Source organism: Paenibacillus sp. 01T431 (genome assembly GCF_056398625.1).
This window is the reverse complement of record NZ_JBFTPT010000007.1, coordinates 286,822-301,363: the sequence shown is the minus strand read 5'-3', so window position 1 is coordinate 301,363 and position 14,542 is coordinate 286,822. Positions and strand designations below refer to the sequence as shown.

The window sequence follows — 14,542 nt, the reverse complement described above, 5'->3', positions numbered from 1 at the left end:
TTGTCCGATGGTGCATGTGGAAGTGACTGGGCACGTCTAAAATGATCGAATAAAAATGCTAAAAATTATGCTTATTTCCATGAATACTTGGCTGCAGTTGACTTATTGGAACATTCGAATTACAATTTACCCATAAATAGGCTTTGACCAAAGACATGATTACCTTATACGAGCTGTCCAGAGAGAGAGGCTAAGGCTGAGAGCTTCTCCAGCAACCGATTGTGTAATTACCCCTTTGTAGCCGTGTTATTGAACCCGCTGTTTGCACAAAGCGATTGTAAATAACACCGATTCATCCTCGTTACCGGGTGCTCAATAAGGATCTTGCTGTAACTTTAAGTCTGGCGGATAGCCAGTCATATAAAGCAGCAGATCGAATGAGGGTGGAACCACGAGCTGAACGCACTCGTCCCTTGGTGGGAGAGATGTGTTTTTTTTGCGTTCAACTACATTCGATCGGAGGCTGCATGATGAGTATTGCAATTACATTACCGGATGGAACAGTTAAGGAGTATCCACGGGGGACAACCGCCGCGCAATTGGCGGAATCAATCAGTACTGGCCTTGGCAAAAATGCAGTCGCGGGAAAAGTCGATGGCAGGCTCGTCGATCTGAACGAGCCCATCCTAGCAAGCAGCAGCGTTGAAATTATAACGCTTGATGGTGCTGATGGTTTAGCGATTTACCGTCACAGTACAGCGCATGTGATGGCACAAGCCATAAAGCGTATCTATGGGGAAAAGACTGTGAAGCTTGGGATTGGTCCTGTTATTGAGGATGGCTTCTACTATGACATTGATATCGAGAAGCCGTTGTCTACAGATGATCTTGCTGCGATAGAAGCGGAGATGAGCAAGGTTATTCAAGAAAACCTGCCTATTACGCGTCGTGAAGTGAGTCGCGAGGAAGCGACAGCTTTATTCGCACAGGAGGAAGAGCCGCTCAAGCTGGAGTTAATTCGTGATTTGCCGGACGATTCCATTATTTCGCTGTATGAGCAAGGCGAGTTTGTTGACCTTTGCCGCGGTCCTCATTTACCTTCCACAGGACGCATCAAGGCGTTCAAGCTGCTAAGTGTAGCAGGCGCTTACTGGCGTGGCAATTCGGACAACAAAATGCTGCAGCGCATATATGGCACGTCGTTCCCGAAAAAGGCGCAGCTTGATGAGCATTTGCACCTGCTGGAGGAAGCGAAGAAGCGTGATCACCGCAAGCTGGGCAAGGAATTGGAGCTGTTCATGTTCTCAGAAGAGGCGCCGGGCATGCCGTTCTACCTGCCGAACGGCATGACAATTCGTACGGAGCTGGAGAGCCTGATTCGCGAGAAGCAGCGGCAGCGGGATTATGAGGAAGTACGCACGCCATTTATGATGAACCAGCGGATGTGGGAGCAATCGGGTCACTGGGATCATTATAAGGACAATATGTATTTTACAAATGTGGATGACACGGCTTATGCGCTAAAACCGATGAACTGCCCGGGGCATATGCTGATTTTCAAAAACAGTCTGCATTCGTATAGAGAGCTTCCGATTCGGATGTCGGAATTTGGCCAGGTTCATCGCCATGAGTACTCGGGTGCTCTGAACGGCATGATGCGGGTGCGTACGTTTTGCCAGGATGATGCTCATATATTCGTGCGGCCTGATCAGATTGAAGCAGAGATCAGCCATGCGATCGCATTGATCGACCATATCTACGGCGTATTCGGTTTTGATTTCAAAATTGAGCTGTCGACTAGACCAGAGGACTCAATGGGTTCCGAGGAGCTATGGGATCAAGCGGAGCAATCACTGCGCAGCGTACTGGACAGCCGCAATATTCAATATCGCGTAAATGAGGGCGACGGTGCATTTTATGGGCCAAAAATCGACTTTCATATCCTCGATGCTTTGAAGCGGAGCTGGCAATGCGGCACGATTCAGCTTGATTTCCAAATGCCTGAGAAATTTGATTTGTCCTATATTGGCGAAGACAACCAGAAGCATCGCCCTGTCGTTATTCATCGTGCGGTATATGGATCGATTGATCGTTTTATCGGTATATTGACAGAGCATTATTCAGGAGCATTCCCATTATGGCTCGCACCTGTTCAGGTTAAGCTGCTGCCTGTCTCGGAGAAATATATCGATTATGCCTTGCAGGTGAAGGAAGCACTCGCTGAAGCGGGCATTCGCACTAAAGTGGATACACGGAATGAGAAGCTGGGTTATAAAATTCGCGAGGCTGGCCTTGAAAAGGTGCCTTACACATTGGTACTCGGTGAAAGTGAGAAAAACGCGGGCAGCGTTGCCATCAGGAAAAGAGGCGAAGGTGATCTCGGATCACTAGCGATTGCTGAGGTTGTACAGCGGATTAAGGATGAGGTGCAGGCTAAATCGTAAGATGGCTAGCGCGGCTGCAGCATGGTGCAATAACGGAGCGGCAGCCGTTCCACGTTGGAATTGGTCATCCATGGAAGAGCTAGCGCTTGAATGACAAATAAAATCGTTGACAGAAGCAATAAATATAATCTATAGTAAGCTCATCGGAATTATAAGAAATCGAGCTGATTAGACGACTAAAAGCTCTTATTTCACGGAACGGCGCAAACAGCCGGCATCGTGGAATAAGAGCTTTTCTGTTTTTCTAGACATGTAATCAGCTTGAAAAACAAATAGGAAGCAGGGGAGATCATATGAAACAAAAGATCGTATTGATTATGCTGACACTGGTATTAACCGCTGTGCTTGCCGCGTGCGGCAACAAATCAGAATTGAGCGGTGCAGAGGGAGAAGGAGAGAAAGCGAAGCTTAAGGTAGGCATTTCGGCAGGCGTTGAGGAAGAGATTTGGAAACAGGTGCAGGAAGTTGCGGCTAAGGATAACCTCGATATTGAGCTTGTTGTATTCAATGACTATGTACAGCCGAATAAAGTGCTGGCGGAAGGCGAGCTTGATGCCAATGCATTCCAGCATGAGCCGTATCTCGATCAATTCAAGAAGGATAACAACCTTGATTTGGTGAAGATCGCAAACACGCTTAATTTTCCAATCGGCTTCTACTCCAAAAAAATCAAAGACGTTTCTGAAATAAAGGAAGGCGATGTCATCGGCCTGCCTAATGATCCGACGAATGGCGCACGCGCGTTGATTCTATTTGAAAACGCTGGACTGATCAAGTTAAAAGAAGGCGTTGGCATTAAAGCGACTGTTCGCGACATCGCAGAAAACAAGCTCAAATTGAAATTTGAGGAGCTGGATGCAGCATTCATACCGAAAGCGCTTGGCGATCTGACGGCGGCAGTAATCAACACCAACTATGCGGTAGAAGCGGGTTTTGTGCCAACGAAGGATGCCATTTTTATTGAGCCAAAGGATTCTCCTTGGGTAAATATTATTGCAGTAAGAACCGAGGACAAGGATAAGCCGGTATTCCAAAGATTGATTAAGGCTTATCATTCCGACCAAGTCAAGAAATTCGTAGAAGAAAAATACGGCACGTACATTGTCGCATCTTGGTAACTCGAAAATAGACCTTGGTCTCTTCTTAGATGAAGAGACCTTTTTAACATTTTAGCAGAGGCGGGGTTGTACAGTGATCTGGATCGAAAATGTCAGCAAAACGTATCAACAGGGCAAACAGAACATCCATGCAATTAAGGACGCGAATCTGCATATTCGTAAAGGGGAAATTTTTGGCATTATCGGCTACAGCGGAGCAGGCAAAAGCACGCTTCTACGCTGCATCAACTATTTGGAGCGGCCGACTGCTGGCAGTATACGTATAAATGACACGGATCTGGCATCGCTTAGCGAGCAGGAACTGCGCATTATGCGGCGGAAAATCGGGATGATTTTTCAAAACTTTAACTTGCTTATGTCGAGTACCGTCTATGAAAATATAGCTTCTCCGCTCGTGCTTGCAGGTGTCCCCAAAAAACAAATTGAAGCAAGGGTAAGCGAGCTGCTGAAGCTTGTGGAACTTACGGATAAACGAGACAGCTACCCCGCTCAATTGTCTGGAGGGCAGAAGCAGCGTGTGGCGATTGCAAGGGCGCTTGCCAACGAGCCGGAAATCTTGTTATGCGATGAAGCGACATCGGCACTTGATCCGCAGACGACCGATTCGATCTTGCATTTGCTGCTCGACATTCATCGTTCCTATGGGATTACGATTGTGCTGATTACCCATGAGATGTATGTGTTGAAAAAGATATGTGATCGAGCAGCCGTTATGGAGAACGGCATCATTGTAGAGCAGGGCTCTATTTTGGAGCTGTTTACGAAACCGCAAACGGATACGACCAAAAAATTTACGAAAAGCGTGTTTGATGCGGATTTGCCGCAGGAGCTGCTTTACAAAGCCAACCACCCTGCAGAGCCGAAACATCTGCTTCGCATCTCTTTCATTGGCGAAACCGTAAGCGAGCCTATACTCGCAGATTTGACGCTGCGCTATCAGCTTCGGCCAAGCATTTTGTACGGGAATATAACGAAAATTAAAGATACCATATTTGGTTTTCTCTTAATTAGTTTGCCGGGCGAATCGACTGCCATAGAAGAAGGAATTGCATACATGGTACAAAACGGAATGCAGGTGGAGGTGCTTAAGCATGCTGGATAGCTTCTTCAGAAGCCTCGCCGAGAACCATGATCTATACACGGAAGCGCTAGGGGAAACGGCGGCGATGGTTGTCTATTCCTTGTTTTTCTCCACTATTATTGGCTTGTTTCTGGGCATTTGCCTAGTCGTGCTGCGTCCAAATCATATTTATGAGAACAAGGTGCTCTATCATCTGTTAAACGCAGTCATCAATGTGCTGCGTTCTGTCCCGTTCATCATTATTTTGATAGCGATCATTCCTATTACGAAATGGATTGTGCATACGACAATCGGGGTGAAAGGAGCAATCGTTCCGCTTGTCTTTTATACTGCGCCTTATATTGCGAGGCTTATCGAATCGGCTTTGCTGGAGGTGAATCCCGGTGTTATTGAAGCATTTCAAGCGATGGGAGCCTCGCGCCGGCAAATCATTTGGCGGGTTATTTTGAAGGAAGCAAGACCTGGGATCGTGCTTGGTTTAACCATCGCAACGATTGGATTAATCGGCGCAACAGCGATGGCGGGTGTACTTGGCGCAGGCGGTTTAGGCGATGTGGCGATTAGGTACGGCTACCAGCGCTGGGAGCCTGACGTGATGTACGTTTGCGTCATTATTCTTATTTTGCTCGTGCAGCTGATGCAGTCAGCGGGCAACCGCATATCAAAGAAGCTGCGCAAGCACTAGTTGAAACGTTATAGCGGTCTGCCCACATTCTACGAATGAACTCCTGATATAATCGGGAGTTTTTTTCGTTTATCCATTCATCCTGCGATTGCAAACCATTTCGCAGCTTTAACGGCTTTTTTATAAGCAGCTTGTATGGTACTATCGATGGGCAATAAAAGAAAGCGCTTCATTATAGCTTGCGTTAAAATAGAAATGAGGACAACTGGGGAACGAGGGGATACGGTGTTCAGATCGCTTGATAAGAAAATGAAAATTATTTTGCTATCGGTCATTGTTTTATATGTAATCTTGTCCTGCATGCTCGTATTTCGGACCATGGAGAACAAAAGCTCGGAAATGCAGCGTCAGCTTTCCCTTCAATATACAGGCCAACAGCACAAAAACGCCCAGCTGTTTATGAAATGGATGGAGGAAATGGCTAGTTTGGTGACAAACAATACAGCCGTTCATGCTTCCCTCACAAGCAGCGAATATGACAATACCATTCCGCCGATATTGGACGGCATGATTTCATCCAACCTCTATATTTTAGATATGGTGATGTACGGGAATAGCGGCAGCGTGTACGCATCAAGCAACGTATCAGCGATACGCTCGTTCCAGGAGACTCAGAAGCTTCCCGAATATACGAAGTTTTTAAGCTCAGATTTAACGTCCGAATGGATTGTACAAGCTTCGAGCTCGCTCGTGTACAAGAACACAGATCCACGCAGAAAGCTGGTTTATGTGGCCAAAATCATCGATACAAACGAGAAGATAACGGGCCTGCTTCTCATGAATGTGGATTTGAAAAAGATGAGCAGCTTCTATCATGCCGACGATCCTGAATTGTATGGCCGTCATCCTACCTATATTATTACGCATGATCATGCGATTTTGAATGCAAATGGCTTGCAGGAAGAGCCTAACGATGTGATTTGGGAAACGCTGCAGGAGGATACACAAAAAGAAGCGAATGAGGAAATGACGATCAATCAGACGGAAGAAGGCATTGTTTTGTTATATCGCTTGTATCATTCCGATGATCGAATCGCAATTCTAATCTCAGGCGAGCCAATCAAAAGCGAACTCCGACTACTAAGAAATACGCTGATCGGAGTTGGCGCTTTTATTTTGGCCCTATTTTTTATACTGATTAAGCGGCTGTCTCGCAGCATTCTAGATCCATTAAAGGATTTGTACAAAAAAATGCGCAGACATCATGAGATTTGATCTAGGCTGAGGCGAATCCGAATAAGGGCAGTCGTTCCTTTTCCGGGTTCGCTCGTTATCGTGAGTCCCGATTCCTTGCCGTATTCGAGCTTAATCCTCTCGTCAACGTTTCTCAGGCCGTAACCGCTTTGAAACAACACATTTTTATCGGTGCTTTGAATGTTGGATTTGCTTTTAAACCCTACCCCGTCGTCCTTAATTTCAAAATACAGATAGGTCTCGTCTCGCCAGCTCTTAACCTCGACCAATCCTTTTCCTTGTTTCTCACTCATGCCATGTTTAATGGCGTTCTCCACTAATGGCTGAAGAATAAGCTTCAAGATGCGAATTTTCCGAAGCGGCTCTGGGATATCGTAGGTGACATCATATTTGTCTGGAAAACGCATCAGCTCAACGGTTACAAAGCTTTTTACCAGCCGAATCTCTTCCTCAACGGGAATATGCTTGTCCCCTTTATGCAGGCTGATTCGGAAGAAGGTTGCTAACGCAGAAATCATTCTCTCGATTTCAGGTTGTTTTTTCAGCCTGGCCGTCCAAGTGATCGCATCGAGCGTATTGTACAAAAAATGCGGATTGATTTGCGATTGCAAAGCGGTTAGCTCCATCATTCGCTGCTTTTCCTTTTCCTCATTGTTTTCGTGAATGAGGTTGTTAATTCGGTCGATCATCGTGTAATAGCTGTTTTCGAGCTCACTGATTTCATCGCTCGGTTTGTTTCGATCATTCATGAGCTGCAGCCCGGACTTTCCTATCGCACCCAGCTTCTTTGTTAAATTGAAGACAGGCTCGGTAATTTTGGACGCCAAATAAAAAGATAGAGCTAAGAGACCAACAAAAACGAGCAAAGCGAAAAACAGCGCGTTGCGGTTTCCTTCCGTAATCGCTGCAAACAATTGTGGCCGCGATACAACGGAAACAAGCTTCCAGCTGACGCCGAATCGGTTCAGGCGGTCGCTCAGCGGATACGTGCTCAAAACATAATTTTCATGCCCCGATGATACGTTTCGATAACCTGCCGTTTCGCCGGGATGGAACGAATCCGATTCCAGAAGAGTATTGCCGACCACCCGTTTATCCGGATGTGAAATCACTTCATTAGTGACCGAGGCAATATAGGAATAGCCTAGCCCCTCAAACGCTGGCTTATAAAGATTAAACAGCGAAGATTCCTTCACATAGACGAGAATCGTTCCGATGTTTTGACCTGTATTGAAATTGCGATATTTTTGTCCGAAAACGATATAGGCGTTACCTTTAGCGTTATGCTTCACCTTACCGATAACAGGCAAAATAGACTCCTCGATTTTGGAAAGCAGCAGATCGTCCGGATCTTCAAAAATTTCTGTATCAGCGACATATCGGTAACGGGTGCCTTCATTTGTAATGATCACCACGTCGCCGATCAGCTCGTTCTTGGCGACGATGCCTTCCATCAGCGAACGAATACGCGTTTTTTTCTCATCCTCTGCAATGGACAAGTCGCCGATTAGGCGGTAAATGTCCGTATTGACGAGGAAACGGAGCGAAAGCATTTGGATATCATCGACGATCAGCTCTAAGCTGAGTCCAATCTCTTTTTGAATATTGCCAATGTGATTGTACAAATTGTTTTTGAGATACGTATGCGCGTAAATGTTGAACACACCCAGCATCAAAGTGAGATGCAGCGTCAATCCGGCGATGATGACAAAGACGATTCGGGTTCTAATGTTCATTTTACGCAAAATAGAGGACGACTTGTCGCTGCGATCCTGCTTATTGTTGATATTTGGCATATTCGCTAGGAGACATCCCGGTCATTTTGCGGAAAATTTGGCTGAAATATTTGGAATCGCCGAAGCCAACATGCAGACCGACCTCATAAACGCGGTAGGAGGAGTAGCGCAGCAAACGCTTAGCCTCATCGATGCGATATTCCGTCAGGCACTCATAAAACGTTTTGTTCAGATCCTTCCTAAACAAATGCATCAGATGAGTTGGGCTGACATGAACCTTCTCGGCAACCATGTCGGCTGTAATGTTATCTGCATAATGAAGTCTAATATAGGCGAGCGCGTCCCGAACCTCGCGTCTTGAGCCTGAACGTTCATTTTCTGATTCAAATAAAACGCCGCCTAATCCAGAGATGGATTTGCGTGCCGCCTCACGCGCTTTCACAAACGCAGTGTGTATGCCCGCATAGCGGTCAGCTGCTTCAGTGAAGCCTACCGTCAATTGGAAGCCGGCGGAGTCTTTTATTTCTTTAATGACAGCGTAACCAAAAGTGTACATGGTGGAAGCAAAATCGGTGATTGGCAGGCTCGAAGCCGCGATGACTGTCCATTCTGTCGGTGCACTTTGCAAAACAGCTATAGTGCTCACTGAATGGTTGTTTAAGATCTGGCGAATTTGCTGTTCAATTGCCGACCATTTGGATTGATCAACAAAATCTATCGCTGTAACGGTGTCTGGAATGATAGAGATGACAGCAGCAATCAGCTTATCCTCAGGCGCAATCGCGATACTCAGCCAATTATATTTCTCCTGAATCAACGTGGTGTCAGAGAGTCGCCCGTAAAATAAATCAAGCCAAAATTGCGAGGAGATGGCGCTCTCTTCTTTTTTATATTTTTGAAATTGCATGCGATTTGCTCGTTTTTCAATCGTTTGCCGCCCAATTTGCTGGACCGTTTCTGCCAGCTCATCGATATTTACCGGCTTAAGCAGATAACTGGCTGCGCCATGGCGAAGCGCCTCCTGGGCATATTGAAACTCATCGTATCCACTGAGCACAATAACGCCGCAATGCAGATTATGCTCTTTTATTTTCTCCAAAAACTCCAGCCCGTTCATATAAGGCATACGCACATCAGTCACAATGACATCGGGCTGATGAAGCAGTGCGAGCTCCAGCCCTTCCACGCCATTGCTTGCATCTCCAATAATCTCTACCCCATATTCGGCCCAATCGATGGTCTCGCGGATTCCTGTGCGAACTAAATATTCGTCGTCGACGATAAGCGCTTTCAACATGGTGTCCGACTCCCCCATAACCCATTGTTATCGATCCATTTTATTATAATATATCGTCCTTATTTCGTCAGTGCCATGGAAGGTTCCGACAGAATAATCCACCCTTTCGCAGGATAACAACCTACTGGCAAATCTTTTTACTGTGCTACCATGAGCTAAAGCAGCGATTGCCATGAAGAAGGGAGAACAACGTTAGCAGCAATCGGCGCTTATATTTCACACCATGTCAAACCATTTCGCAGGGTTGAAGGATGTCGCTCTTCGCAAGGAAGCGTTATCATTTTAATTAAATACATCATTTAGGAAAGGAAGCCAACATGAGCGTAAACGCCGGTACACCCACGTATACTCCTAAGCAGAAAAAATCGACTTTTTTTATGTATTGGATGAAGGAATGGTCCTCGTGGCTTTTAATTATTCCCACGCTGCTTTTTTTCTTTTTCTTTTCATGGCAGCCGTTATTGTCAGGCATTTGGTTATCCTTTTTTAAGACAAAGGGATTTAAAGCAGAGTCATTTATCGGGCTGCAAAATTATATCGATGTCATCACCAATTCGGTATTCCAGCAAACCTTGATCAATACGTTTATGTACGTTTTTTGGTCTCTTGTTATTGGATTTGTCATTCCGATCGTCGTTGCTGTCATGATTAATGAAATGCGGCATTGGAGCTCTTTTTTCCGTTTTTCGGCTTTTTTCCCAAGCATGATTCCGGGAATTGCAGCATCCATGCTGTGGATGTTCCTCTTTGAGCCGAGTGAGAACGGTTTGGTCAATAAAATAATAGGCATGGTCGGCATTCATCCGCAGGGGTGGCTGCAGGACCCAAGCTTGACGATTATTACGATCGTGCTCACGATCACATGGAGAAGCTTCGGGGCAACAACGCTTCTATTTCTCGCCAGTTTACAGGGTGTGAATAGTGAGCTGTATGAGGCGGCTTCAATTGATGGCGCAGGCATATGGCGAAAATTTTGGAACATTACGCTTCCACAGATTTCACCTTTAATCGGCTTAACGCTGATCTTACAAATTAGCGGCGTTTTCCAAATTTTTAATGAGCCTCTCGTTTTGACAGAGGGCGGCCCTAATAATTCGTCGATGACTCTGCAGCTGCAAAGCTACTTCTATGCCTTCCGATATTTCGAGGCGGGTCATTCGGTGGCACTCGGCGTCATTACCTTTATGATTTTGATGGTTATGACCGTCTACTATTTCAAATTGCAGAAAAAATGGGACAAGGAGTAAGGAGTGAGTAAATGAAAACGGCTAAATCATCAGGAATTATTGGGGATCTGGAATACAAAATACCTAAGGTTAAAATTATGTATTGGCTATTTTTTGCGATCATGACGATCATTTCACTCGTATGCCTTCTGCCTCCTGTCTGGGTTATTTTGTCCAGCTTCAAGGATGTGAAGGAGTTTTACGAAATTCCGCCTACCATTATTCCGCGGTCTTTTCACATCGAGAAGCTTTGGGACACATGGAATGAGTTCAAGTTTATGCGTTATTATGTGAATACGTCCTATGTGACGATCGGAACGCTTGTATTTACGGTATTGTTTAATGGATTGGCAGGTTACTTCTTCTCTAAGCTGAAGCCAAAAGGAAGCGCCTTTTTCTTTTTGCTCATTCTTTGGACAGTGCTGCTGCCGAGTACAGTCGGAATTGTTCCTTTGTTCGGCAATATTGTCGATTTTCCACTGTTCCATATTAACTTTACGAATACGTATTGGCCTTTATGGTTTTTGGCGGCGGTCAATCCCGTTGTCATTCTTATTTTCAAAAACTTTTTCGACACGATTCCAGCTTCCTTGGTCGAATCAGCCCATATTGACGGAGCTTCCAAGCTAAGCATTTTTCTGCGGATTATTTTGCCTTTGAGTGGACCCGTGCTTATCACGATCTCGATCTTAACGATCAACGGCGTATGGAATGACTTTTTCTGGCCGTATATGATTCTGAAAGACCAGTCGCAGTGGACGGTCATCGTTGCTATTTTTAACTTAAAAGCTACGCTGCCTGCAGATATCCAGTTCCTTGGCTTAACGTTTGCCATCGTTCCGCCGGTTCTACTATTTCTAGTCTTCCAGCGCTATATTATGCAGGGCTATTCGATTGCCGGAAGCATCAAAGGTTAAGGAAGCGCGCAGAATATTAAACTGTTTCGCAGATTTGTGCCCTACTGAATGCGATAATGAGTGTGATAGCATTTAGTTGCCGGCAAAATAAGAAAGCGCTTCAAAAGCTCGTAATGTCATCATTCCAAATAGAAGGCTGGGGGATTACAAATGAATTTGAAAAAAAGAAACACTTGGCAGCTTACATTTATTATGTTGTGCGTGTTTGTTCTCGTTATCGCAGGCTGCGGCAAAAATAGCGGCAATAATGCTGTGGAGCCGACGGCAAGCAGCAATAGCGGCGAAAATAATCCAGCAACGGAAGCGCCTTCCGAAGCGAAGCCTACAACGATCAAGGTCAGCAACTGGCCGAAGCCGAATGAGGAAGCTCAGGTCAAAATTTACACCGATTATGTGGCCAAAATGAAAGAAAAATATCCGCTTATTACAGTGGATAAGGATGAATGGGGCTATGATGTAAGCTCGTTCCTTCCGAAAGCGGCAAGCGGTGAGCTTCCTACCGTGTATGAAACCTTTTTTACTGAAGCAGACAAAATTATCAAGGCTAATTATGCCGCTGATATTACGGATATTATGACTAAAAATGAGTTCGACAAAGCGCTTAACCCAGATTTGCTCAAGCTGGTGCAAAAAGACGGCAAATATTACGGCATTCCAAAAGACGGATACGTGATGGGCCTTATGTACAACGTAAACCTGTTCAAGCAAGCAGGTCTTGTAGATGACAAAGGGGTGCCAAATTTCCCGAAAACCTATGAGGAGCTTGCGCAAACCGCTAAAACGATCAAAGAGAAAACAGGAAAGTCCGGCTTTTTCTTCCCAACCAAAAACAATCAAGGCGGCTGGATGTTCATGAATATCGCATGGGCATATGGCGCTGATTTTGAACAGCAGGTAGATGGCAAATGGAAAGCTGTATTTAATTCCCCAGAGGCTGCTGAAGCGCTTCAGTACGTAAAGGATTTGAAATGGAAATATGACGTGCTTCCTGCAAACAATCTAGTCGATGTAGGTACTGATTTATTCCAAATGTTCGGAACAGAGCAAGTGGCGATGAGCTTTGGCATATCCGATTGGGGTAATGCGATCGTTCAAAATATGAAAATGCCAAAAGATAACCTGGCTATGTCGGCACTACCGACAGGACCAAAAGGAAATGCGACGCTTCTAGGCGGCGGACTATACATGTTTGCGCCGGATGCGACGCCTGAGCAATTGGACTCAGCCTTCAAATGGCTGGATGTAAAAGGCTTCTCGCCGCAAACGAGTGAAGAATCGCTGCTTGGACTTGAAACGCAATCCAAAACAGCTAACGAGCAAGGTTTAATCGTGGGTCCGCACGGACTTCGCGTATGGGTGAACGAGGATCGTATTAAAGCAGAGCAAGCTATTCTTGATAAATACACCAATGTAAATATGGATATGTTCAATGATTACATGACGAATGGTTCGGCTGGTCTTCGCCCTGAGGTGCCAGTCAATGCGCAAGAGCTTTACAAAACGCTTGATGTGGCTATCCAAGCTGTATTAACGAACAAGAATGCAGATCCGAAAGCACTGCTTGAGAAAGCAGCTGCCGATTTCCAAAAGGACTATCTCGATAAAGTGCAATAAGCATCGGAAGGTTTCGGTGAACTCTAAATCCCCAAGGGCAGTCAGCCTTGGGGATTTACAATCAATAGGGCAGCGGCGGAGCCTCTGCGAATGGCAAAGGACAACAGGTGGTGTGGAAGGAGAATGGATGTCGTGGGGAAGCAGAAGGATATGGCGATAAAGGGGCTGCGTGCAAAACAAAAGCAGGTTTTCATTTTGTTTTTATTGATAACGCTTACAGCAGTTTTCTTCTTGGTCGGCGCTTCGCAAAAACGATCGAGCATTGCTTCCGAGCCCTTAATCGTTAACGGCCATGCAGCTTCAGCAGAACAATTCGGAATGTATTTAGGGTTGAAAAAAGCGCTCGTAGCTGATTATTTCAAGCAAACCTATGGAGCTGAATATACAGATCAGTTCTGGACGACTTCCTACTCCGGCGAAATGCCTTTGCAGAGGTTAATTGAGGAAGCTAAAGCGGAGCTGACGAAAACGATAGCTTTGCAGCAGCTGGCGAAGAAGAGTGGGATTGCTGTGGATGGCAGCTACGAATCGTTTCTTAGCGGGATGGAAGCTGAGAATAGCAGGCGCAGCAAGGCTGCAGCAGACGGTGAAATCGTATATGGACCCACTTCCTTCGAAATCGAAGCTTATTACAGCTATTACATGAGCAATTTGGAAAGCGCGACACTTGAAGCAATGCAAAAAAGCGGCAAGCTCTCTGTTCCAGATGACAAAGTAAAACAGGCATATGAAACGGATAAGCAGACGAAGTATTCGCTCCCGGGGCATGTAAAGCTTAAATGGGCGGTGCTTCCATATGGAGATGGAGCCGCTTTGATTAATAAGAACGAGGCTCTCCGCGTTATGGAACAGTTGAAAAAAGCAGCCGTAGACCAAGCAAGCTTCATCGATTCTGCCAAGCAGCTTGGGATAGAGGTGATGGATGCAAGCTTAACGAGTGCAACTCGTCGTACCGCAGCTCTAGAGAGTCCAATAGCGGTGCAGCAAGCAGAGCGAATCCAAGTAAATCAGCCGAGCGATTTTTTCGAAGAGAACGGGGAGCTGCATTTACTGTATTGCATTTCTAAAGGAGAGCCAATTCTCCAATCCTATGAGAAAGTGAAAGACGCGATCGCAAGCGAGTTGTTGTCTGAACAATTTCGCGAGATCACTCAGCAGGAAACAAGTCTTGCGACGGTTGAATGGGATAGCGAGCGAGCAGCACACCTTGCACGAAGCTGGTTAGGCCTAACGAAATTATAGCTTTTCACTAATAAATGAATTTCTATTATTTTTTAAGAAGGAGCCATG

Annotated in this window: 11 protein-coding genes; 9 read left to right on the top strand and 2 right to left on the bottom strand. The window is 45.6% G+C overall.

What is annotated here, in order from left to right:
• Window positions 1-470: 470 nt before the first annotated feature.
• From thrS to AC1DM9_RS15395, 5 genes are all read left to right on the top strand, one after another.
• Window positions 471-2,384: a threonine--tRNA ligase gene (thrS, locus tag AC1DM9_RS15415; RefSeq protein ID WP_477580947.1), complete on the top strand. Its 1,914-nt coding sequence runs from the start codon at window positions 471-473 to the stop codon at window positions 2,382-2,384.
• 293 nt (window positions 2,385-2,677) lie between these two features.
• Window positions 2,678-3,502 carry a MetQ/NlpA family ABC transporter substrate-binding protein gene (locus AC1DM9_RS15410; RefSeq protein WP_441881102.1) on the top strand — a complete coding sequence of 275 codons (825 nt, stop codon included), beginning with the start codon at window positions 2,678-2,680 and terminating at the stop codon, window positions 3,500-3,502.
• Between the two features lie 73 nt (window positions 3,503-3,575).
• Window positions 3,576-4,604, top strand: coding sequence for a methionine ABC transporter ATP-binding protein (locus tag AC1DM9_RS15405; protein WP_441881101.1), 1,029 nt, complete (start codon window positions 3,576-3,578; stop codon window positions 4,602-4,604).
• On the top strand, window positions 4,594-5,268 hold the full coding sequence (locus AC1DM9_RS15400; protein ID WP_076268553.1) for a methionine ABC transporter permease: 675 nt from the start codon (window positions 4,594-4,596) through the stop codon (window positions 5,266-5,268). The genes AC1DM9_RS15405 and AC1DM9_RS15400 overlap by 11 nt, the downstream gene beginning before the upstream one ends.
• A 147-nt stretch (window positions 5,269-5,415) precedes the next feature.
• Complete coding sequence (locus tag AC1DM9_RS15395) at window positions 5,416-6,483, top strand: cache domain-containing protein (RefSeq protein ID WP_477580855.1); 1,068 nt, start codon at window positions 5,416-5,418, stop codon at window positions 6,481-6,483.
• Here AC1DM9_RS15395 and AC1DM9_RS15390 read toward each other — a convergent pair.
• Both AC1DM9_RS15390 and AC1DM9_RS15385 read right to left on the bottom strand, forming a co-directional pair.
• Window positions 6,471-8,258: a sensor histidine kinase gene (locus AC1DM9_RS15390; RefSeq protein ID WP_477580853.1), complete on the bottom strand. Its 1,788-nt coding sequence runs from the start codon at window positions 8,256-8,258 to the stop codon at window positions 6,471-6,473. The genes AC1DM9_RS15395 and AC1DM9_RS15390 overlap by 13 nt on opposite strands.
• The gene (locus AC1DM9_RS15385) at window positions 8,239-9,495 is read right to left on the bottom strand and encodes a response regulator transcription factor (protein WP_477580851.1); all 1,257 of its coding nucleotides are present in this window, start codon (window positions 9,493-9,495) and stop codon (window positions 8,239-8,241) included. Before AC1DM9_RS15385 ends, AC1DM9_RS15390 begins: the two co-directional genes overlap by 20 nt.
• 377 nt (window positions 9,496-9,872) lie before the next feature.
• Here AC1DM9_RS15385 and AC1DM9_RS15380 point away from each other — a divergent pair, with 377 nt between their 5' ends.
• The 4 genes from AC1DM9_RS15380 to AC1DM9_RS15365 all read left to right on the top strand — a co-directional run bounded on the left by AC1DM9_RS15380 (window position 9,873) and on the right by AC1DM9_RS15365 (window position 14,494).
• The gene (locus tag AC1DM9_RS15380; RefSeq protein ID WP_477580849.1) at window positions 9,873-10,742 is read left to right on the top strand and encodes a carbohydrate ABC transporter permease; all 870 of its coding nucleotides are present in this window, start codon (window positions 9,873-9,875) and stop codon (window positions 10,740-10,742) included.
• Between the two features lie 11 nt (window positions 10,743-10,753).
• A complete protein-coding gene (locus AC1DM9_RS15375; RefSeq protein WP_441881096.1) occupies window positions 10,754-11,638 on the top strand; it encodes a carbohydrate ABC transporter permease in 885 nt (294 codons plus the stop codon).
• 150 nt (window positions 11,639-11,788) lie between these two features.
• Entirely contained in the window at window positions 11,789-13,252 is a 1,464-nt protein-coding gene (locus AC1DM9_RS15370) for an ABC transporter substrate-binding protein (protein ID WP_441959118.1), read from the top strand.
• A 132-nt stretch (window positions 13,253-13,384) separates the two neighbouring features.
• Complete coding sequence (locus tag AC1DM9_RS15365) at window positions 13,385-14,494, top strand: SurA N-terminal domain-containing protein (RefSeq protein WP_477580846.1); 1,110 nt, start codon at window positions 13,385-13,387, stop codon at window positions 14,492-14,494.
• Window positions 14,495-14,542 lie beyond the last annotated feature (48 nt).